The 22,508-nt window shown below is 69.5% G+C and carries 13 protein-coding genes and 1 tRNA gene; 11 read left to right on the forward strand and 3 right to left on the reverse strand.

Translation table 11 applies throughout. From position 1 onward, the window contains the following. Positions 1 to 2 precede the first annotated feature (2 nt). Genes JG540_RS01245 through JG540_RS01260 form a run of 4 tightly spaced genes read left to right on the forward strand, consistent with a single transcriptional unit; the run spans position 3 to position 3,617 of the window. Positions 3 to 530, forward strand: a complete 528-nt coding sequence (locus tag JG540_RS01245; protein ID WP_234042845.1) for an alpha-amylase — start codon at positions 3 to 5, stop codon at positions 528 to 530. Next, a complete protein-coding gene (locus JG540_RS01250) occupies positions 524 to 1,582 on the forward strand; it encodes a vWA domain-containing protein (protein WP_200276250.1) in 1,059 nt (352 codons plus the stop codon). The genes JG540_RS01245 and JG540_RS01250 overlap by 7 nt, the downstream gene beginning before the upstream one ends. Next, positions 1,579 to 2,631 (forward strand): vWA domain-containing protein, encoded by a 1,053-nt coding sequence (locus JG540_RS01255; protein ID WP_200276251.1) that lies wholly within the window; start codon positions 1,579 to 1,581, stop codon positions 2,629 to 2,631. Before JG540_RS01250 ends, JG540_RS01255 begins: the two co-directional genes overlap by 4 nt. Beyond that, a complete protein-coding gene (locus tag JG540_RS01260) occupies positions 2,628 to 3,617 on the forward strand; it encodes a hypothetical protein (RefSeq protein WP_200276252.1) in 990 nt (329 codons plus the stop codon). Before JG540_RS01255 ends, JG540_RS01260 begins: the two co-directional genes overlap by 4 nt. Before the next feature lie 193 nt (positions 3,618 to 3,810). On the opposite strand, the gene JG540_RS01265 is transcribed toward JG540_RS01260, so the two are convergent. Then, a complete protein-coding gene (locus JG540_RS01265; protein ID WP_200276253.1) occupies positions 3,811 to 4,494 on the reverse strand; it encodes a TetR/AcrR family transcriptional regulator in 684 nt (227 codons plus the stop codon). Between the two features lie 440 nt (positions 4,495 to 4,934). On the opposite strand from JG540_RS01265, the gene JG540_RS01270 reads away from it, so the two are divergent. Continuing rightward, positions 4,935 to 5,666 carry a M50 family metallopeptidase gene (locus JG540_RS01270; protein WP_200276254.1) on the forward strand — a complete coding sequence of 244 codons (732 nt, stop codon included), beginning with the start codon at positions 4,935 to 4,937 and terminating at the stop codon, positions 5,664 to 5,666. Positions 5,667 to 6,491: 825 nt separating this feature from the next. Here JG540_RS01270 and JG540_RS01275 read toward each other — a convergent pair. Further along, positions 6,492 to 6,565: transfer RNA gene (locus tag JG540_RS01275), tRNA-Gly, on the reverse strand. 299 nt (positions 6,566 to 6,864) lie between these two features. On the opposite strand from JG540_RS01275, the gene JG540_RS10225 reads away from it, so the two are divergent. The 4 genes from JG540_RS10225 (at position 6,865) to JG540_RS01295 (ending at position 12,697) form a co-directional block, all read left to right on the forward strand. Continuing rightward, positions 6,865 to 7,362 (forward strand): TM2 domain-containing protein, encoded by a 498-nt coding sequence (locus tag JG540_RS10225; protein WP_234042846.1) that lies wholly within the window; start codon positions 6,865 to 6,867, stop codon positions 7,360 to 7,362. A gap of 64 nt (positions 7,363 to 7,426) precedes the next feature. Then, on the forward strand, positions 7,427 to 8,047 hold the full coding sequence (gene dcd, locus JG540_RS01285; RefSeq protein WP_200276255.1) for a dCTP deaminase: 621 nt from the start codon (positions 7,427 to 7,429) through the stop codon (positions 8,045 to 8,047). Next, positions 8,044 to 9,147 (forward strand): hypothetical protein, encoded by a 1,104-nt coding sequence (locus JG540_RS01290; RefSeq protein WP_200276256.1) that lies wholly within the window; start codon positions 8,044 to 8,046, stop codon positions 9,145 to 9,147. Before dcd ends, JG540_RS01290 begins: the two co-directional genes overlap by 4 nt. A 346-nt stretch (positions 9,148 to 9,493) precedes the next feature. Next, positions 9,494 to 12,697 carry an exo-alpha-sialidase gene (locus JG540_RS01295; protein ID WP_200276258.1) on the forward strand — a complete coding sequence of 1,068 codons (3,204 nt, stop codon included), beginning with the start codon at positions 9,494 to 9,496 and terminating at the stop codon, positions 12,695 to 12,697. Positions 12,698 to 12,903: 206 nt separating this feature from the next. Here the strand turns inward: JG540_RS01295 and JG540_RS01300 are convergent, their stop codons facing one another. Then, positions 12,904 to 13,584: a 3'-5' exonuclease gene (locus tag JG540_RS01300; protein ID WP_200276260.1), complete on the reverse strand. Its 681-nt coding sequence runs from the start codon at positions 13,582 to 13,584 to the stop codon at positions 12,904 to 12,906. Positions 13,585 to 13,826: 242 nt separating this feature from the next. On the opposite strand from JG540_RS01300, the gene JG540_RS01305 reads away from it, so the two are divergent. Together JG540_RS01305 and JG540_RS01310 are read left to right on the forward strand one after the other, a co-directional pair. Further along, entirely contained in the window at positions 13,827 to 18,305 is a 4,479-nt protein-coding gene (locus JG540_RS01305; protein ID WP_200276262.1) for a beta-galactosidase, read from the forward strand. A gap of 318 nt (positions 18,306 to 18,623) precedes the next feature. Next, positions 18,624 to 22,445, forward strand: a complete 3,822-nt coding sequence (locus tag JG540_RS01310; protein WP_200276264.1) for a family 20 glycosylhydrolase — start codon at positions 18,624 to 18,626, stop codon at positions 22,443 to 22,445. Positions 22,446 to 22,508 lie beyond the last annotated feature (63 nt).

Raw genomic sequence — 22,508 nt, forward strand, 5'->3', positions numbered from 1 at the left:
GTATGCGCATCGCTGTTGACCCGCCTGTGGGGATGCCGCTGTGGATGCTGATCATCCCGGTCATCCTGCTGCTGCTGGTAGCCGTGTGGCTGATCGGCTCCTTCCTGTCCACCCGCCGGGACCGCTCCCTGGGCTACGGGGACATCCCCATGGCCCCGGGGGTGCGCAGCCAGTGGGTTGAGAAGGTGGCCCTGGTGGAGGGACGGTTCCGCCGCGGCGAGCTGGGGCTGCGTGAGCTGCACCTGGAGCTGGCGGCGATCCTGCGCGGCTTCGCGGGAGTACGCTCCGGGGTGGATATCGAGTCCTCCACGGTGCTGGAGATCCTGGACATAGCTGACACGGCGGGGCCCCGCTCCGCGATCGTGCGCCTGCGCAAGGTCCGGGCCGCAGGCCGTCCCCTGGACACGAACCCCCTGGGCTACGTGGCGGAGCTGCTGGCGGTGTGGGAGCAGCCCTCCTTCGACCGTGAGCCGGAGGCGGTGGCGGAGCGCTCCCTGACCAGCGCCCGGGAGGTGGTCACCCGATGGTGAACCCCTTGATGCCCTGGGCCATCCTCATCCTGGCGATCACCGTGGGGCTGCTGGCCCTGCGGCTCGGCAGGACGGAGGCCACGGGCCAGGCGCGTGCGGGCGAGCTGCGGCGGGTCGCGAACTCGGCGCCGTTCCTGCGCTCACCGCTGGTGCAGCGGCGCATAGTGCGCCGTCGCCTGCTGAACGTGGCTCTGCTGGTGCTGACCATCGGTGGACTGATCACCTCCGGCGTACTAGTGGGGCGGCCGGTGGAGGTCTCCGTGCGCTCAGAGAAGCTGGCCAGCCGGGACATCGTCCTGTGCCTGGACGTTTCTACCTCGGTGCTGACGGTGGACGTGGAGGTGCTAAAGGCCTTCCACAAGCTGCTGGACAGCTTCAACGGTGAGCGGGTTGCGCTGGTGGCCTGGAACCAGACCGCCCAGACCATCGTGCCGCTTACGGACGACTACGACCTGCTGCGCGAGCAGTTCGACGAGGCCACCAAGGCCCTGGACTTCAACCCGGTGTGGCCCTCCCAGGAGGAGGAGCGCCTGTACCTGGACACCTTTGGGGGGACCTTGACCAAGTCGGTGCAGGGCTCCTCCCTGGCAGGAGACGGGCTGGCCTCCTGCGCCCTGGTCTTTGACGAGAAGCGGGCCGAGGACCGGTCCCGCTCGATCGTCCTGGCCACGGACAACGTGGTCCAGGACTTCTACGGGGACCAGATCTACACCCTCAACGAGGCCGGGGACATGGTGTCTGAGCGCGGTATCCAGCTGTTCGCCCTGTTCGGCTACGACCCGGAGCTGGCCTCCGGCTTCGGGGCAGACAGCACCGAGAAGGAGGCGCGCCAGGAGCTCAAGAACGTCACCGAGGTCCACGGCGGCCTGTTCTACGAGGTAGCTGACCCTGAGGCCACCGGGGGGATCGTGCGCCGCCTGGAGCAGGACCAGGCCCAGATCCTGGACGGTGACAGCCGGGCGGTGGTCACTGACGTGCCAGAGCGCACGGTCTACACGCTCCTGCTGCTGGTGGTCGTGCTGCTCGCCCTGATGGCGTGGAGGCGGGCATGAGCTTCTACCCGATGATCCCCTACTGGGCGCTGGTCCTGACCGCCTTGCTGCTGGGGGGCCTGCTGTGGTGGTCCAGCCGCTGGCTGCTGCGCCCCGGCTCTGACCGGGGCACCCGGCTGACCCTGCTGCGCCGCGCCTGCCTGGCACTGGTGCTCCTGCTGACGCTGGCTGGGCCCACTGCCTCCGTGAGCCAGGCCGACACGGTCAGCAACGTGGAGGTCTACCTGCTGGTGGACCGCACGGGCTCCATGGCCGCGGAGGACTGGAACGGCAGCGAGCCGCGCCTCAACGGGGTGCGTCAGGACCTGACGGCGATCCGGGAGGCCTTCCCGCAGGCACGCTTCTCGGTGCTGGCCCTGGACTCCGCGGCCGCCCGCGAGCTGCCCCTGACCAGCGACCTGGACGCCGTCGCCGCCTGGATCGGCTCCTTGCGCCAGGAGCTGACCAGCAAGTCCACCGGCTCCTCCCTGGAGCGGGCCCTGCCGCTGCTGTCCCGCACCCTGGTCAAGGCCGCCGAGAAGCAGCCGGGTGACGTGCGCGTGGTCTACCTGCTCTCTGACGGTGAGCCCACAGACGACGGCGCGGCCGCCCAGGAGGCTGCCAGCGCGGGCCTGAGCTGGCAGCTGCTGGAGCCACTGGTCGACGGCGGCGCGGTCCTGGGCTACGGGACCAGCCAGGGCGGCAAGATGCGGGAGTTTGACGGCACCGACTCCAGCGGGGCGGGCTCGCAGGCTCCTTACATCAAGGACGGCGTCACTGGGGAGGACGGCGTCTCCAAGATCGACGAGAGCGCCTTGCAGGCGGCCGCGGACGGCCTGGGCCTGCGCTACGTGCACCGCAGCGCCCCCGGGGGCACGGAGGCCTTCACCCAGGTGGACGTCCAGGCGGCTCTGGGGGACGGACGCCGCGACAGCCGGCACCAGCGCTACGTGGTGTGGCCCTTGGGGCTGCTGGCCTGCGGCCTGCTGACCTGGGAGGTAGCCGCCTTGGCCCGGGCTGAGGGCCGTTTGAGCCGCTTGGCCCCGAGTACCAGGAGTCCTCAGTCGTGACCTCTCCCCAGACCCCGCCCGTCCCCTCTGCCCCCGCCACGCAGGCCGACGACCGTTTCCAACGCGGCCACATGAGTGAGCAGGACGCCCAGGAGTACGCCCAGACCGTGGCCGACCAGGACGGTTCCGGCAAGGCGGAGCTGCCCCCTGAGGACGCCGGGGCCCGCGCGGCCAGGCTGGCGCGCCGTCGTCGTCTCCTGGGCTGGGGGGCGCTGCCCGCGGTCCTGGCGGCGGTAGTCTCCATCTGGATGCTGACGGTCAGCGGCCTGACCTTCGCGGGCGGGCACGCCCTGACGCACGAGGACTACCACAAGGCGGTGGCCCGGTACTCGCTGGCGGAGCGCCTGAACCCCTGGGTCTCCCGCTGGCGGGTGCTCTACAACCTGGGGACCGCGGAGGTCTTCGCGGAGCAGGGCGAGGCTGCCGTGGCGCACCTGACCGCGGCCCTGGAGGTGGTGCCCCGCGGTAAGGCCCTCAATGCACCCGACGGCACGCAGGTCACCGACCCCCACAGTGACGAGTGCAAGGTGCGGCGCAACCTGTACTCCGCCTACTACGTGCAGGCGCGTACCTCCTCCCAGCCGGTGCCTGCGGAGGAGACCGCTGCCAAGGCGCAGGAGGCCCTAGGGGCCTGTGAGCCGCCGGCTCAGGACAACCAGGCGCAGCCGAGCCCGCAGCCCTCCAGCAGCCAGCAGCCGTCCCAGAGCCCTTCGCAGGACCCGTCGCAGCAGCCTTCACAGAACCCGTCGCAGGACCCCTCGCAGAGTCCCTCGGCGCAGCCGAGCGCGACGCCCAGCGGGCAGTCCAGCCCGCAGCCCTCCAGCAGCCCGAGCGGGAGCGCCAGCCCCTCGGCGGGCCCATCGGCCTCCGCCAGCCCTACGCCTAGCAAGGCCCCGGATCCGCAGGCCAGCGCCCTGGCCAGCCGTAACGCCGAGCAGGAGCGGGAGCATGGTGGGGTGGAACGGACGCCTAAGCGCCGCTGGTAGTACGCAGGCTCCCGTTAACCGGGGAGGACAGTCCGCAGCGTATGGGTGCCTGGCTCGATCTGGCTGTCTCGCCGGTTGCGCAACGGCTGTGCCGCGCTGTGGCCGGGCAGCAGGAGGGCTGGGCCATGACAGGTGCGTGCGGTCCTGGAGCGGGCCTGTCGGCTCCGTGGCCGTGGGCGCTGCCGCGGGCCAGTCAGGCAGGGGCGCGCAGGCTGGCGGCGCGCTGGCTGGCGTGCCGCTCCGCGTCCGGCAGCAGCTTGAGCGAGGGCACCGCGTGCTCCGCCGGAGCCGAGCCGACGGCACGCAGCACGTAGGAGTCCAGCCCCGCCAGGAAGGCATCGCGCTCCTCAGGGTCGGTGGGGGTGGGGCGGCCGCCCATGACGGTGGCGTGGATCAGCGGGATGGTGATACGCGGGTCCTGGCGGGGGATGAGCCCCTGGTCCATGGCGTCGGTGAGGATCTGGGCGAGCATCTGCAGCATCATCCCGGCGTGCGCGCGCAGCCTGGAGGCGGTGGGGCGGGACACGGAGGAGGCGAGGGGGCCGTTGGCGGGGAAGTGGTAGCTGCGCTTGACCAGGGCCTGCTGGCGCACGTACAGGCGCAGGCGGTCGATCGGGTCCGGGGTCTGGGCCAGGGCCCGGGCCAGCTCCTGGGCGTGCTGCTGCGTCTCGTAGTCCATGAAGGCCAGGAGGAGGTCCTCCTTGTCCGTGAAGTGGTTGTAGACGGCGGTGCGGCCCACGCCAGCCCGGTTGGCGACGTCGGACAGGGTGATCTTGTCGAAGGTCCGCTGCGTGAGCAGCTCTGACATGGCGTCGAACAGGGCTGCGCGGGTGCGCTCGCGGTGCTCGGCCAAGTTGTTCCCCATGATCTTCGGCATGTAGGCAACCCTAACCTGGAAACTGACGCTGTGCGAAACTCCGTCATCAAATCACAAGCCCCTTCCGCGAGACCGGGACATATGTACCGCGAGACCGGGACATATGGCTCACGAGACCGGTAAGCCGCCCCTCCTCCTGTGGGTTATGTGGATAAGTCGCGGTTGCTTGTGGATAGCAGGGGGTAGTCGACGGCGTAGGCCTTTCCGACGGCGGGGGCAGCCCGCCCAGCCCAGGCAGCGTAGTCACGCCGCTGGCTACGGGCAGCAGCACTCCTGACGACCGGCGACTCAGGTCTGCCCCACGGCCCAGTTCCCTCCCAGGGAACGGGCCCGTCCCATGCCCAGTCCCGTCCGACGGCGGGGCGGCGCCCCACCCTTCGCCTGCTGCCGCCTGATCCCTCCACTGCCCCCGAGCGGCCCGCTCCTGGCAGACTGCGACTATGACTGGCGCGGACTCATCCCTTTGGCGCGAGCTGTGGCTGGCGGTGGTAGCGCACAGCGTCCCTACCTCCCCGCCCGCGCTGGGCGGCCTGTGGCTCGTGCCCCTGCTGACGGTGCTGTTCGTCCTGGTCCCGCGTGCCCGCCGCCTGGGCCGCGCCTTGGGGACGGTGGTCCACGAGGCCGCCCACGCCGTCGTGGGGGTGCTGGTGGGCAGGCGTTTCCACGGCTTCACAGTGGCCAGCGACCTGTCTGGGGTGGCTGTCACCAGCGGGCCGCAGCGGGGGCTGGGGAGGGTGCTTACCAGCTGGGCGGGATACCCGGCCCCGGCGCTGCTGGGGGCGGGCCTGACGGCAGCTGCCCTGCGCGGTTGGGCGGGGATGGTCCTGGCGGTCTTGTGCGTGGGCCTGTTGCTGCTGCTGGTCATGTCCCGTTCTCTGCGGACGGTGCTCCTGGTGGGGATGTGCGTGCTGCTCTTCCTGGGGCTGTGGTGGTGGGGGGACGCGCTGCTGCCCCTGCGTGCGGGGGTGTTGGCTGGCGTGGGTGTGGTGCTGCTGCTGAGTGCCTGGGACGCGCTGCTTGACGTGGCCCGTTCGCGTGACGGCGGCCAGGACCACCGCACCCTGGCGCGGATCACGGTGCTGCCTGCCTGGCTGTGGGTGGGCAGCTGGCTGCTGGTCTGCACTGTCTGCACCTGGGCGGTGCTCCAGACGGCGCTGCCCCTCCGGCCCTGACCCTGCCCCATCCGTTCTTTCTCCGCGAGACCGGGACATCTGTACCGCGAGACCGGGACATATGGCTCGCGAGACCGGTGACCTGGCTGCACTCCTGCGGATTCTGTGGACAACCTGGGGGTGGCTGTGGATTGAACGTGACGGCGTAGGCCGGCGGCACGGCCTGCTTTTCAAAGGAGCTGGTTTGGTGCGGGTTGGTGCACTGGATGTGTTGCCTTGAGACCTGGGGGTTGGGGTGGTCCCTGGTGTTGGTAGGTGGGGTGGGGCGTTGGAGTGCTCGCTGGGTGAGGGTGCCTTGCCGACTTGGGGGAGGTGCTGGGGCTGCTTTCCGGTGGAGCTTGGTGGGGGTGTCGATGCTGGTGTGGTCGGGGATGACCTTCTCCTGGTCATCGTTGGGGTCTGCGGCAGGATCTGGCTTTCCGGCTGGCTCTGGTGGTGATGCCGAAAGGTCTTGCCCGCCCGTCATGTCTGTCGCGTCCAGGGGTGCTGCTGGCGGGTGGAGGCTGTAGCCCTGGGAGTGCGCCCCTTTAGGAAAGCCCATAGCGGTCCATGTGCTGGATGGGCTTGCGAACCCGGTGCCCATCATGGGGCGGGGCGGCTGTGAGCTGTCACTGGCGGAGGTCTAGGAGGCCTCGGGCGAGTATTGATGCTTCAACTACCGCGGAATCAAGCCAAAACCTTCCTGGGGTCAACAGGTGGTAGGTGTTTTAATCCTCCGCCAGTGACAAAACGCCCGCTGGCGCCCCCTCTGTCCACGGCGGCGCCAGCAAACAGTGGACGCCGACCCCGGGTGCCCGGAATCGGCGTCATTCCAACATATCCACTTGGAGCGGGTGACGGGAATCGAACCCGCGCTGTCAGCTTGGGAAGCTGAAGTTCTACCATTGAACTACACCCGCGCGCTCACTCGAGGTGAGGTGCGGGAGCAGCATACCCCAAGGAGGCCTCCCGCCCGCAAATCGGGGCTGTGAGCCGTGCCCTACGGCATCCTGTAGGTCGTTCGTCCTGCCGTTACGACGCCGTGCCCCGCCGTCGGTGCCAGCCTCTGGCGCCAGTCCGGCAGGGGTGAGCCGCTGCCTTGGTGCCAAGTCACAGATGAGGGTCGGTCGCATGTCAGCCTGGTGGGCGCGGATCGGCTAGCGTTGGGGGCATTGCCCCTGCAAACAATGCAGTCCGAACGAGTGAGTTGAGGTTCGCTATGTCCGCTTACGGTTCCTCTGGTTCCCCGTCCGCCTACAGCGGCTCCTCCGCTTCTGCTGGTGGTTACGACGCCGTCGGCCAGCCCGCCGCGCAGCCCCAGTTGCCTGCTGCCCCTGACGGCACCAGTTACCAGCAGCCCTACGCTGCCGATGGCGCGGCCTACCAGCAGCCTTACGGCGGTGGTTACCAGGCGGGCTACCAGGGTGCGGCCTACGCTGCCGGCTACCCCCAGGCCGCTCCGATGGCCGGGGCGGGCAAGTCCAAGGTGGCTGCTGGGGTCCTCGCGATCCTGCTGGGGACCTTCGGCATCCACAACTTCTACCTGGGGCAGACCGGCAAGGGGGTGGCGCAGCTGCTGATCACGGTGCTCTCCTGCGGCTTCCTGGCTGTGGTCAGCTCGATCTGGGGCCTGGTGGAGGGCGTCCTGATCCTCACGGCCACCCCCGGCAGCCAGCCCTGGGGCGTGGACGCCGACGGCTACCCGCTGAGCAGCTGAGGCGCACCCGGCGCGGGGCTCCGCTTAGGAGGCAAGTTCGGGCGGAGCGTGCCACAATCAGCACGTGCTGCTATCCGACCGTGACATCCGTGCAGAGCTTGAGGCTGGCCGTGTGGTCCTGGACCCTTTGGACCTGAGCATGGTCCAGCCCGCCTCGATCGATGTGCGCCTGGACCGCTGCTTCCGCCTGTTCGACAACCACCGCTACCCGGTGATCGACCCCTCGGTGGAGCAACCGGGTCTGACCCACCTGGTGGACGTCGGCCCCAATGAGCCCTTCGTCCTGCACCCGGGCGAGTTCGTGCTGGGTGCCACCTTCGAGCGGATCACTCTTCCCGACGACGTCGCCGCCCGCCTGGAGGGCAAGTCGAGCCTGGGGCGCCTGGGCCTGCTGACGCACTCCACCGCTGGCTTCATAGACCCGGGCTTTACCGGCCACGTCACCCTGGAGCTGAGCAACACCGCCACCATGCCGATCAAGCTGTGGCCGGGGATGAAGGTGGGCCAGCTGTGCTTCTTCCGCCTGTCCAGCCCGGCTGAGCGCCCGTATGGCCAGGGTGCCAGCGGCTCGCGCTACCAGGGGCAGCGTGGCCCCACTGAGTCCCGCTCGCACCTGTCCTTCCACAGGCTGCGGATCGAGACCGCTCCGGTCAAGGAGCCGGGGACGCTGGAGGAGGGGCGATGAGCGCAGGCGTGGACCCCGTGCCCGCTACGGACCCGGTGCTGGCCCTGCCTACGGACCTGGGGGCGCCGTCGATGAGTGACGGCTTCCCTGCCGGGATGATGGCGGACCACCACCTGCTGCTGCTGGCCGATGACGTCACCGCCGACGAGGTGGAGGCTCTGGCCCTCTCCCTGGACCTGCACTCAGGCTGGGTGGGGGCGGGGCGCCTGCAGCTGGCCCCGGGCGCCTGCCTGCTGGGGCCCTGGGAGATTCCCGAGGGTACCCACGACAGCCTGGGCCTGCCCGGTTGGGTCAGCCAGGTCATGGTGCTGGACTGCCCGCCGCAGCGGGCGGGCGCGCTGCCGGGCTTCATGGCTGGCAAGGACGCCTTGATGGACTGTTTCCCGCAGGCGCTGCCCACCGGCCTGGAGCTGGCGGCCCTGGAGCGGCTGCGGGACATCGCCCGGCGTCTGGCCGGGGCGGTGCGGGTGGCGCCGGGCGGGCAGGTGGTCACCCCTGACCCGGAGCGCTCCACGATGCTGGCGGTCTACTCGCCGGTGTGGTTGACGCCGGACGCGGCGGAGGTCCTGCTGGCACGTTTCTCTCCCGGGGTGGCCACTGGCTTCCAGCTGGCCGCTGAGGTACAGGTGGACCGGGAGGCAGTGCAGGCTGAGGCTCACCGGCTGGTGGACACGGTGGGGGCCGAGGCTATGGACGCGGCCTGGACCCTGGCTCAGGAGGAGGAGAAGCGCCGCGCCGCCAACGGTGCTGATGGCGACGGCGATGAGCTGGACGGGTACAGCCTGGTGATGCCTATTGATCCGGCGCGCCAGGACTGGGGAGGTATCGAGCTGCGAGCCCGGGGGGTCACGGAGCTGCCTCTGTCTGTGCTTGGTGAGGAGTGGGCCGCGGGGCCGGGGGCCTTGCGCTACGTCATCACCTGGCAGCCGGTCGAGGTCCGGGACGCTTTTGCCGAGCACCTGCCTGCGGATCGGGCCGCTGAGCGCCACGCGGTGCGTGAGCTGATCGAGCAGGTGGCTGCTGCGGTGCTGGGGGCGGTCGGTGGCGTGGTCGTGGACGACTGCGGCTTCCTGGTGTCCCTGGAGGCGCTGGAGGCGTAGCGGGTCTTCCGGCCTGCGCCCAGCTTGCATCTAGTTTGCCAGTGGGGCCTGGCTGTCTGGGGCTCGGCTGGTTGCGGGCAAGTGCCCAGGGGTGTCACCCAGGGCTGGGTAAGCGTCCAGGATGGCTCCCGGGCAGGGGCGGCGCCTGGGCGTGCCTGCGGAGCTGGTCCCAAGGTCGGCCCCGGCCGCGGACCTTAGGCTCAGGCCACACGGTCAAGATCATGCGGTTTTTAGGTCTCGATTTGGTAAGAGGCTCTCGTTAGAGTGCTCCTGTTGTCAGACATCCTATGTCTGTGCATGCTGCCGACGATGACGTCGGTAGTTCCCGTTCCCATTGGAGCTCCGTATGCGAACAGAGAAGTCCCTGTGGCGCAGCACCACGGTAGGCACCTTCAGCGCCTTGGCGCTGGCGGGTGCGGTGCTGACAGTTCCCGCCACAACCGCCACGGCTGTGCCCACCAAAGACGGGCTGATGGACATCACCATCACCCAGGTGGGTGGCAGCCCCCAGGGTATCTACGCGGTCGGTGACGTGCTCAGCTACGACATCACCCTGACCAACCTGTCTGACCAGGCCCGCTCCTTCGACCTGGCCGAGACCAACCTCTCCGGCGGGGTGGACCGCTGCAAGTGGCGCAACGTCGCCCCGCAGCAGAAGAAGACTGACTGCACCGGCCTGGCTACCCACACCGTCACCCAGGAGGACCTGGACGCCGGAGGCTTCACGCCCTCGATCTCCTACACGGTCAAGGCCGTCAACTACCAGGGGGAGGCGCTAAACACCCCCGAGCCCGTCACCGGTGCCACCACCGCGGTCCGCAGCGCGGTGCAGGTGGAGTCCGTGACCGTCACCCCGGCCAAGGACACCTACCAGGTCGGTGACGTCGTCACCGTGGTGCCCCGCCTGCGCTCCCTGTGGGACCAGGCCGTCAACCTGGAGGTCACCGAGTCCAGCTTCGGGGAGACCAACCAGTGCAATTGGCGCAACCTGCAGCCGGGTAACGGGGCGGTCTACAACTGCAACCCCATCACCTACACCGTCTCCGAGCAGGACGCCGCCCGCGGCAGCTGGACCCCCACCATGACTGTCAGCGCCGTCCTGACTGCGGACGGCTCTGCCCTGCAGACCCTGCGCTACCAGGGAACCCCGCTGCCTGTGGCCTCGTCCTTCGACCCGGCCCAGCCCGGCACCGCCCCTGGCGTGGACGACTCACTGCCTGCCTCCCTCAGTGAGGCGCAGGCCCTGGTCACCACGACGCGCACGGACAACTACCGCATCCCCGCGATCGCGGTGGCCACCAACGGGGACCTGCTGGCCTCCTACGACGAGCGCCCCAAGGACAACGGCCACTTCGGTGGTGACTCCCCCAACCCCAACCACATCGTGCAGCGGCGTTCCAAGGACAACGGCCGCACCTGGGAGGACCCGACCTACATCCACCAGGGTGTTGAGACGGGTGCCAAGGAGGGCTACTCCGACCCCTCCTACGTGGTGGACTACCAGACCGGCAAGATCTTCAACTTCCACGTGAAGTCCTATGACGCCGGGTGGCCCCAGCCCAAGGCCGGTACAGACGCCAGCGACCGGCGGATCATGCACGCCGAGGTCTCCGTGTCGGCGGACAACGGCTACACCTGGACCCACCGGAACATCACCGCGGAGGTGGACCAGGGCATCAACGCCGTCGGTCGTTTCGCGGCCTCCGGCCAGGGGATCCAGATCAAGAACGGCCCGCACACCGGGCGCCTGGTGCAGCAGTTCACAGTGCGCCGGGCTGACCACACCTTCCAGGCCGTCTCCCTGTTCTCCGACGACCACGGGGACACCTGGCAGGTCGGCACCCCGGTGGGTGCAGGCATGGACGAGAACAAGGTGGTCGAGCTCTCTGACGGCTCGCTGCTGATGAACTCCCGTGACTCCGCGGGCAGCGGCTTCCGCAAGGTGTCGCACTCCACCGACGGCGGCCGCACCTGGGGGGAGGTGCGTGTGGACCGCAACCTGCCCGACTCCACCAACAACGGCCAGGTCATCCGCGCCTACCCCAACGCCGCCCCCACCGACCCCAAGGCCCAGGTGCTGCTGTTCAGCAACGCTCCTGGCTCCGGCCGCACCCGGGGGACCATCTCCCTGTCCTGCGACGACGGACGCAGCTGGGTGCAGCGCAAGGTGTTCAACCAGGCCTTCACCGGCTACTCCACCATCGCGGTGCAGGCTGACGGCAGCATCGGTCTGCTGTCGGAGGACCAGGGCTACGGCGGCATCTTCTACCGCAACCTGTCCATGGCCTGGGTGGGCAACCACTGCACCCAGCCGAACGCCTCTGCTGCCGCCGCCGCCAGCACGGTCTACCCGGGTACCGGCACCACGGTGACCGTGACCGTGAAGAACCCGACCGGCACCGAGCTGACCGGTCTGAGCGTGGCGGCTCCCGCCTCCGAGACGGTCACCGTGACCGCCGCTGGCGAGGTGCCGACGACGGTGCCCGCCCAGGGCCAGGCCGTCCTGACCTTCTCTGTGCAGGCCAAGGGCGTGGGCCCGGCCGAGCTGGTATTCCCGGTCGTCTACGAAGGCGGCAGCACCCAGGTGAGCGTGAGCCTGACCGCCACGCGCGGCCCGGACGTGCGCCCGGAGGCGGTGGCCGCGGACTCCGAGGAGAGGGTCGGCGAGACCGCCCCCAACGGCCCGGCCTCTGCGGCGGTTGACGGCGACCCCAACACCTTCTGGCACACCCAGTGGAAGAACGCCTCCCCCGGCTTCGACCCGGTTACCGGGCACTGGATCGACCTGAAGGTCAAGGACTCTGACGTCCCGGCGGACCAGACCCCCCACGTGGTGGGCCTGACCTACACGGCCCGTCAGGGCCTGAACATGGGGCGCGCCAAGGAGTACAAGATCTTCACCTCGGCTGACGGGCGGACCTGGAGCGAGGAGCCGGTAGCCTCCGGCACGCTGGCGGACACCGACACCCTGCAGCGGATCGAGCTGGACACCCACGCCCGCTACGTGCGCTTCATGGCGCTGAACAGCTACTCCACGGGCAGTAACGCCAAGTTCCTGGTGGCGGGTGAGATCGGCCTGACGGTCGCGGCCCCGCCTGCCGTGGAGCCGGAGCCGACGCCCAGCCCCTCTCCCTCCGCACCTGAGACGTCTCCGGCACCTGAGACCCCGGCACCTGAGGCCCCGGTCGTGGAGCCTGCCTTCGTGGCCGCCTCCCGCAGCGTGCCTGGGCGCACCGTGCTCCAGGGCGACTGGGACGGCGACGGCGTGAGGACCTTCGCGGTGCGCATGGGCAGCCGGGTGGTGTTCTACAACGAGAACCGGGCCGACGCCCCGGTCTACGCCTCTATCTCGATGGGGCGCAGCACGGACCAGGTGCTGGTGGGTGACTGGGACGGCGACGGCACGGACACCCTGGCCCTGCGCCGTGGCTCCGCCGTCTACCTCCAGAAGAGCCTGACCAGCACCACCACCACCAAGGTGGTGCTTGGGGCCGGTCCGGTGAAGGTGGTCCACCAGGACGGCAAGGACGTGGTGGTCCTGGCCAAGTAAAGCCCCTCCCGGCCCTGGCCTGAGAGCCAGCGGCCAGTGCTCGGCCCTGCGCGGCAACCGCCTGCGCAGGGCCGGGTGCTTTCTGCAACCCGACTGCTGCCCGCCACCTGCGGGCTCCTGCTCCCGCCACCTGCGGGCGGAGAGGGCGTGGCTGGAGGCCACCTCCCAGTCGGTTACGCGGGGGCGCCGCTGCCGGGACGGCAGTCTCAGCGGGGGCGCAGCAGACGGGCCTGTTCCCGGGCTGCCGCCGCGTCCCAGTGCCAGCAGTCCAGCTCCTGGGCGGCAGCCAGCTCCTCGTCCCAGGGCCCGGCCTGCCCGCGCCCGACCGCCACCTGCAGGTAGTGGCGCAGCAGCCCCGCGCAGGCGCGGGCGTCAGCCAGGGCCGTGTGGTGCTGCTCCAGCGGCACCCCCACCGCCGTGCAGCAGGAGCGCAGGGAACGCGACGGCGTCGTGATGAAGCGGCGGGCCGAGCGCATGGTGCACACCTGCGGCAGGGACGGCTCCGGCGGCAGGTGCCCGCTGCTGACCAGGGCCGGGACCAGGAAGCCCAGGTCAAAGCGCACGTTGTGGGCTACCAGCACCCGGCCAGCCAGGTGCTGGGCCAGAAGGTCCAGCAGCTGGTCGAGGGCGGGCGCCCCAGCCAGGTCAGCCAGCGTGAGCCCGTGGATATCCGTGGGGCCTGCGTTGTGCAGGCCCTCCACCCCGATCAGGGATGACCAGGACTGCTGCTCCTGCCCTGCTGCGTCCAGCTGCACCACCCCGATCTCCAGCACCTGGTCCCGCTGGGCGGACAGCCCGGTGGTCTCCACGTCCACTACCGCGAAGCCGGTGCAGCCCCTTGCGGCCTGTGGACAGTGACTGGTAGGCGCGGCTGAGGCTGTGGACATCTGACGGATGCTATGCCATCTGAGGGATACCTGGCGGTCAAGTCCGCAAACTCTGCTTATCAACCTGTTACCTGTGAATTATTGATGGTAGGTTTCGAAACCGCGCAGAACCGATCACGGCAATGGTGCTGGACCGGTTCCGTGCAACAAGAACACTTGCGGGCAGGTCCCGGCGCGTCCCCGGCTCCCGGGCAAGCCTGCAAGTGGGCAAGAACCCCATCCCAGATCACGAAGGAGTGACGATGTCCGTCCCCCTGTCTGCCTCCGCTACGCGGGTGCGCCTACGTGGTGGGCCCGGTCGTTCCAAAGCGGCAGCCCTGGCGCTGTGCACTGCCCTCGCACTAGGCGGGACCGGCCTGTCCACGGCCAGCGCCGCCCCTGCTGACACCACCGCCCACCCAGGACTGTCTGCCGTGAACCGCTACACACCTGCAAGCATCGTCTTCCCAGGCAATGACGGCAGGCCGCACACCGTCACCTTCGACAAGAACTCCTTCATGGTGGACGGTGAGCGCCTGAGCATCTGGTCCGGTGAGATCCACTACTGGCGCATCCCCGACGTCAACGGCTGGCGCGACATCTTCCAGAAGATGCGCGCCAACGGCTACAACGCCGTCTCCCTGTACATGTTCTGGGGGCTGCACCAGAGCGAGGAGGGCGGGGCCTTCGACTTCACTCCCGGGACCACCAAGGACCTGGACCTGCTCCTGACCCTGGCCGCGCAGGAAGGGCTGTACGTGATCGCCCGCCCGGGCCCTTACGTCAACGCCGAGATCTCCATGGGCGGGCTGCCCGCCTACATGAGCAACTACGGCGGGGGCCTCCGCTCACAGGACGCCAAGGCCCTGGCCGCCTCCAAGTCCTGGCTCACCGCCGTCAACGAGGTGATCGCCAAGCACCAGGTCACCACCGGCGGCGGCTCAGTGCTCCTCTACCAGGTGGAGAACGAGCTCACCGAGGGCAACGAGCCCGACCGGGCCTTCCTGGCCGAGCTCACCCAGCACGTCAAGGACACCGGCATCACCGTGCCCCTGTTCCACAACGACTGGGGCCTGGGCGGACGCCTGGCCGACACCAGCAGTACCGGCCTGGACTTCTACGCCTACGACACCTACCCGGTGGGCTTCAACTGCTCTGCCGCGCGCAAGACGATCAACGACTCGGAGGCGTCCTTCCGCCGGTTCGCGCCTGGCTCCCCGCACTTCATCACCGAGTCCCAGGGTGGGGCCTTCACCCCCTGGGGCGCCAGCTACAACGCCTCCGACTGCTACCAGTACACGGACGAGGGCTTCACCCGGCAGTGGGGGGTCCACAACATCGGCAACGGCGTCACCGCCTTCAACTTCTACATGGCCTTCGGTGGCACCAACTGGGGCTGGACCGGCTCCCCGGCGTCGGGATTCACCTCCTACGACTACGGCGCCGGCATCACCGAGGACCGCCAGCTGACTGCCAAGGCCTCCGTGCAGAAGGAGATCGGCTACTACCAGCAGGCCGTCCCCCAGATCGCCTCCATGGACCCCGTAAAGGCCGCCAAGCCCAGCGTCAGCCCGGGTGGACGGGTAAACGTCTACCAGCGTCAGGCCACGGACAAGTCCAGCTCCGCCACCGGCAACGGAACCCAGACCATCGCACTGCGGCTGTCTGACTCCAACGACACCCGCGAGACCAGCCTCACGCTGCCGCTGGTCCTGGGCCAGGCCAAGGCCGGAAACGCCGTCGGCTTCAGCCACGACGACCGGCACGCCGCCGTGAGCTACCAGGGCGGCTGGACCCAGGTGGCGGATGCTACCGCCGCCCAGGGCACTGTCACCCGCTCCAGCACCGTAGGGGAGACCGCTGCCCTGCGCTTCCAGGGCACCGGGGTGCGGCTGGTGGTCGCCACCGGCACCGACCACGGCGCCTTCTCTGTGCAGGTGGACGACCGCCCGGCCCAGACCGTCACCGACGCCACGGTAGCCACGGAGCAGAACAAGCCCACCCAGCTGGTGGCCTTCGAGGTCTCCGACCTGCAGCCGGGGGAGCACACCATAACCGTGACCAACCTGGGGGGCGGCACCGGCAACGTCCTGGACATCGACGCCTTCGACGTCACCGTCCCGGCCGCCAGCAAGCCGGTGGAGGTCAACAGCTCCGACACCAGCAAGATCACCTACACCGGCTCCTGGACGCACGCCTCGGGCCAGTCCTGGACCGCCGGGGACATCAACGGGGACGAGAGCTTCTCCAGGCAGGCGGGGGACTCATACTCCTTCACCTTCACCGGGGTGGGCTTCGACATCATCGCCCCCTTCTCGGAGAACCACGGGCCCGCCACCGTGACGGTGGACGGGCAGGAGGCCGGAAAGACTCAGGAGCAGACCACCAACGGACCCAGGCCCCGGCAGACGGTCTTCTCCTGGCGCGCCCCGGACACCTCCGCCCCGGCTGAGCACACGGTCAAGGTGACGGTGGACGGGACCAGGTTCCCGGACTCCTCGGACAGCTTCGTGACGGTGGACGCCCTGCGCCTGTTCCCGGACGCCTCCGCGCTGCCCTCCGACTCCCCCGCAGTGCCTGAGGGCACCATCGGCTGGAGCCGCGTCCCGCAGAAGGAAGGCAGCAGCCTGCGCCTGCACGGCCGCGACGCGCTCCTGCTCACGGCGGACGCCAAGATCGCTGGCCACGAGCTGTACTACACCACCTCCCAGCTCTTCGGGGCCCCGGTGACCAGCGAGGTCGGCGCCGTCCAGTACCTGGTGGGTAAGGCTGGCGACGACGGCGAGACCGTCCTGCACTACCCGGCTGAGCCTCAGGTCACGCTGCCGGAGGGGGCCACCAAGACCTGGGACGCCGCCCGCGGCGAGCTGCGCCTGAACTACGTCCACGGGGCCCAACCGGCTGAGGTGACCGTCACCCCGGCTGGCCAGAGCCCGTTGAGCCTGCGGATCATCAGCCGGGAGAGCGCCCAGACCACCTGGATGCTGACCGCCATGAAGGACGGCCAGGCCGTGCCGGTGGCCGTGGAGGGCGTCGAGCTGGCCCGCACCGCCACCATCTCCGGTGGCACGCTGGCACTGACCGGCTCGGTCTCCCAGGCCTCCAGCCTGCGGGTCCTGGCCCCGTCCGGTACCACCGCCGTCACCTGGAACGGTGCCGCCCTGGGCGCACCGGACCAGGGGGTCGCCTCCGGCAGCCTGGAGGGGCCGAAGGCGGTGGCTGAGCAGGCCCTGTCCTTCGTCAAGCAGGAGGACAACGCCTACGCTGAGCCCGGCTACGACGACTCGGGCTGGACCCTGGCGGACGACAAGACCTCCAAGCAGTCTGAGGACTACCCGGGGATCGTCCGTTACCGGAACCGCGACGGCAACTTCCAGGGGCCTGGCAGCGAGCAGGGCGTGGTGCTCGACTCCAACCACTACGGCTTCCACAACGGCTCCGTGTGGTACCGCGCCCACTACACCGCGGCCGCGGACGACCCGGTGCTCTCCTTCAACGCCAAGGCCTCTGCGGGGGCCCCGGGCCAGGGCCGCAACCCTGGCTTCGCACAGGTCTGGGTCAACGGGCAGTTCGCCGGGGCGGTACCGGCGAGCGGCGGTTGGCAGCAGGTGCAGTCCCCGGCGGGCTCGGTCAAGGCCGGGCAGCCGGTGGTAGTGGCCGTGCTGGTCAACAACCTGGGCCTGAGCCTGGACTGGAACAACGGGGCCTGGACCAGCACCTCACAGTCCAAGGAGAACCGGGGGCTCTACGACGCCCGCCTGGGTTCCCAGGGGCCGGTCACCTGGCGTATCACCGGTGCTGGCGCCGCCTCCGCCAAGGACCCGGCCAACCCCTCCGGCACGATCTACAACAACGGTGGGCTGCAGGGGGAGAAGGCCCGCTGGTACGGCAAGGACCTGGACGACTCCTCCTGGCAGCAGGCCACTGACCTGCATGCTGCCACCCCGGGCGTGACCTGGTACCGGGCCAAGGCCCGGCTGGACGTCCCGGCTGGCCAGGACACGGCCTTCCGGCTGCGGGTGGACTCCGCTCGCTTCAGCTCCAAGACCGACCGTTCCCAGCTGACGCTGTTCGTCAACGGCTGGAACACGGGGGTCTACATCGGTGACATGGGCCCCCAGAGCTCCTTCACCGTCCCGCAGGGCTTCCTGAACCTGCAGGGGGAGAACACCATCGCCGTCGCGGTGGCCTCCAAGGAGGCCGGAGCGGGTCCGGAGGGTATCACCCTGGAGGCGGTCCACTCGACGACGGCGCCGGTGCCCGCGGCCCCGGGGCAGCCGGTGCCCCCGAGCGAGCCTCAGCCCACTGCGGAGCCGAGCGCTACGCCCAGTGCGCAGCCCACTGCCGGGCCGACCACCCCGCCTGGCGTCCCGGAGGGCAGCATGCCTGCCTACGTGGCCGCGATGCTCGGCAGCTCCCGGGCGAAGGTCTTCCACGGAGACTGGGACGGCAACGGCTCCAGGACCTGGGCGGTGCGCGTGGGCAGCCGGGTGGTGTTCTACAACGAGAACACGGTCAACGCCCCCGTCTACGCCTCTATCTCACTGGGCCGTTCCACGGACGAGGTCTACGTGGGTGACTGGGACGGGGACAGGCGCGACACCCTGGCGCTGCGCCGTGGCACGACCGTCTTCTACCAGGAGCGACTCACCAGTACCGCCACCACCAGGGGCTCGGTTCCCAAGGGGATCCCGCTCAAGGTCGTGAGGGTTGACGGAAAGGACACTCTTACCACCCAGTGACCAGCTGCCGGGGTCTGCCGCCGCCCGGCCCAGGGCTGAGGCAGGCCCCGGCCTCCCGGTACCCACCTGCCAGACCCCGACCGGCCAGGGACGTACCGGTCTCGTGGTACCGATGTCCCGGTCTCGCGAGACCGGGACATATGGCTCGCGAGACCGGGACATATGGCTCACGAAACCGGTAAGGGGAGCCTTAGTGGTGTCCGTGTCCTAGACCCCCAGGACCCGCGCCGGCTTCACCACAGAGGTCCCCGCAGCAGGCCCGCCACAGGGCCCGCCCCCAACAAGCTTCCCTAACCCCGACAACCCTAGGAAGGAACAATGAGGATCCGACCCAACTCCCTACTAGCGCGCCTGTGCGCGGTCGCAGGTGCCCTGGCCATCAGCGGCCTGGGCGTGGGTGCCGCCGCACCAGGCACCACCCCGGCCGCCGTCGCCGCCGACGCCGCCAACGTCGCCCTGGCCACCGCCGGGGCCCGCGTGACCGCCTCCGGCACCGAGGTCAGCGACAGGTTCCAGCCGGACACGATCATTGACGGCAACACCGAAGGCGCCTCCCGCTGGTCCTCCGACAAGAGCGACCAGGCCTGGATCGCCGTCGAGCTGGCCCAGTCCACCACCGTCGACCACGTGACCATCCACTGGGAGACCGCCTGCGCCGCGGCCTACCACCTGGAGGTCTCCAACGACGGCGCCCAGTGGACCCGCGCCACCGACACCATCCGGCCCACCTGCGGCACCGTAGACACCCAGAGCCTCAAGCCAGAGGTGGCGGGCCAGCAGTGGAAGCACGTCAAGATGCAGGCCGAGGCCCGCACCCCCTTCAACGGCCAGTACTACGGGGTCTCCCTGTACGAGCTGGAGGTGTGGAACGGCCCGGTCCCCCAGTCACCCGACACCAAGCTGCACCTGGTGCCCCTGCCCACGGACCTCCAGGACGACTCGGCCACCAAGCAGCCCTTCACCCTGGACCCCAGCAGCCGCGTGGTGGTCGCGGGCGACAAGGGCGCCGCGGTGGCCGAGATCCTCGCCAGCGAGCTGCGCGCGGCCACCGGTTACGAGATCCCGGTGGTGGAGAGCAACGGTGCCAAGGACACCGACATCGTGCTGGCCACCGGTGACCCGGCGGTAGGCAAGGGGCGGGCCCAGGAGGCGTACTCCCTGACGGTCTCCTCCGAAGGCGTGCTGGTCACCGCCAGCAGCGACCACGGCCTGTTCAACGGGACACGCACCCTCAAGCAGCTCTTCCCGCCCGCCGTCGAGTCCCCCACGGCAGTGACCCAGGTGTGGACGGCGCCCGCCGTCTCCATCAAGGACGCGCCGCGCTTCGAGTACCGCTCGATCATGCTGGACCCGGCCCGCTCCTTCCTGCCGGTGGAGGACGTCAAGAAGATCATCGACCAGATGGGCGACCTCAAGATGAGCTCGCTGCACCTGCACCTGGCTGACGACCAGGGCTGGCGCATCGAGATCACCAACGACGGGCGCGTCCAGGGTGACACCATCGACTACACCAGGCTGACCGAGGTCTCCGGCAAGACCTCCATGAACACCCACGACCGGGCCCCAGACAACGAGCTGGGCCGCACCGGCTTCTACACGCAGGCCCAGTACAAGGAGATCGTCGCCTACGCCGGGGCCAAGCACATCACCGTGATCCCGGAGATCGACCTGCCTGGGCACACCAACGCCGCCCTGCACGCCATCCCCGAGCTGAACACGGCCGGGGCCTCCCACCAGGGCACCAGCGAGCAGCCCACCGCCCCCGCCAACGGCACCGGCAGCGTGGGATACTCCTACCTGGACCCGGACTCGGAGGTCAGCTACACCTTCATGCGTCACGTGCTCAAGCAGGTGGCGGCCATGACCCCCGGGCCCTACCTCCACGTCGGTGGCGACGAGTCCCACGACTTCGTGACCCGGCACGGGATCGCTGACTTCAACGAGATGGTCCGCCGTATCGGTGAGATCGTGCGTGAGACCGGCAAGAACCGTCTGGGCTGGTCGGAGATCGCCACCTCCACGCTGCAGGCGGGCGACGGCGTCCAGTACTGGGTGGGTGACACCCGGAACGTGACGCGCGCGGTGACCCGTGAGGGTGCCAAGGTGCTCATGACCAAGGCCGACGCCGCCTACCTGGACCAGAAGTACACGCCCAAGACCCCGATCGCCATCAGCTGGGCCTGCAGCGGTGACTGCGACCTGCGCCACTACTACACCTGGGACCCGGCCACGGTGATCGGCGGGGTCGACGACAGCAAGCTCCTGGGGCTGGAGGGGCCGCTGTGGTCCGAGACCCAGCGTGGTGGGGACCAGACCGAGTTCCTGCTGTGGGCCCGGGCCGCCAGCCACGCTGAGATCGGCTGGTCCGAGCAGAGTGACCGTGACGTAAACGACTTCGTCAAGCGCATGGTCACCCAGGGCTCCCGCTGGGCCTTTGAGCACACCAACTACTTTGACAGCCCCCAGGTGACCTGGGGCGTGGACCTGGCTGGCACTGCTGGCCTTACCGCCCCCACCGGCCAGGAGGTGACCCTGCCGCTGGGCCTGCTCTCCGCGCCGGGCACCAAGACTGACGGCACCTCGCTGACGGTGGACACGGTTGACGACGCCGACGGCCGCTCCGCCTCGGTCCTGCCTGCGGGCTCCAGCGTGTCCGTCAGCTGGGGCGACGGCAGCGCCGACACCACGGCCACCATCAAGGCTGACCGTCCGCGCACCGCCTACTACGCGGCGGGCCTGTACCGTCTGCTGGGCAGCCACCGCTACGCCAGCGCGGGCGACTACACCCTCACCCTGACGGTGGGCGGCAAGTCAGTGACCACGGTGGTCCACGTGGCCGACGGCGCCACGGCCACGGCCCTGCCCGCCGAGTGGGACCCCTCTGTCAGTGCTACCGCCAACGTGCCGGACACGGACTTCAAGGTCGGTGACCGGGTCCTCATGGAGGTGCGTGGCTTTGAGCCGGGCAGCTACGTCGCCATCAGCATCGGTGGCGTTGAGCTGGGTCGGTTCCGGGCGGACCAGGACGGCAACCGCCTGGAGCAGTGGGTGAACATCCCCGGTTTCGTCTACGACGGTGCGGACCAGGACCTGACCTTCTCCAACGGCACCCGCAGCGTCACCGTGAAGGTGAGTGTCAACGGTGGGCGGGTCAGGCTGGCTAACGCCTTGGACCACAGTGAGCTGACCCTGGTGGACTTCGACTCGGAAGAGACGGTGGGGGAGCCCCGCCCCAACGGTCCCGCGGCCGCGGCGATCGACGGCGACCCGGCGTCCTTCTGGCACACGAGGTGGAAGGGCGGCAGCGACCAGTTCCCCCACCACATCACTCTGGGGCTGCCGCAGGGCAAGACCTGCAAGGTGACTGGTTTCGAGTACACCGGACGTCGGGACCTCTCCAACACCCGGGTGAAGGACTACACGCTGTCGGTGTCTGAGGACGGCAGCAGCTGGACCGAGGTGGCCTCCGGGCGCCTGGAGGACACCGCCTCCCCGCAGGCGGTGAACCTGCCTGCGGAGAAGGTCGCGCAGGCCAAGCTCGTCAAGATGACGCAGCTGAGCTCGCACAACGGTGACGCCTTCGGGGGTGCTGCCGAGATCCGTGTGGGCGCGCTGTGCGCTGAGCCGGGGGAGCAGCCGGGTGACGGGCCGACGGCGGGGCCGAGTGCGTCGCCGTCTGCTGCTCCGTCGGCGTCGCCGTCGGCTGAGCCGACGGTGAAGCCGACTGGGGCGCCGGGCGGGCCGGTGGTGCCGGAGGGTGCCAAGCCTGCTTATGTGTCGGCTGTGGAGGCCAAGGGCAACGGCAAGCTGCTTTATGGTGACTGGGACGGTGACGGCGACGACAGCTGGGCTGTGCGTGTGGGCACCCGCGTGGTGTTCTATGCGGACAACCGGGTGGACGCGCCGGTGTACGCCTCGATCTCGCTGGGGCGCAGCACCGACCAGGTGCTGGTTGGTGACTGGGACGGTGACGGGTATGACACCCTGGCGCTGCGCCGGGGGACCACGGTGCTGACCCAGAAGAAGCTCACGAGCACGTCCACCGAGCGGGTGGTGGTGGAGGGTATTACCCGGACCAGCCCGGTGAAGGTGGTCAAGGGCGTGGAGCCTGGTGGCAGGGACGTGATCGTCCTGGGCTGACCTGTCCTGCCTCGGGCTGAGGTGAGCGCCTTGGGCTGAGGTGAGCGCCTTGGGCTGAGGGGC

Source organism: Actinomyces weissii, from assembly GCF_016598775.1.
GTDB classification, from domain to species: Bacteria; Actinomycetota; Actinomycetes; order Actinomycetales; family Actinomycetaceae; genus Actinomyces; species Actinomyces weissii.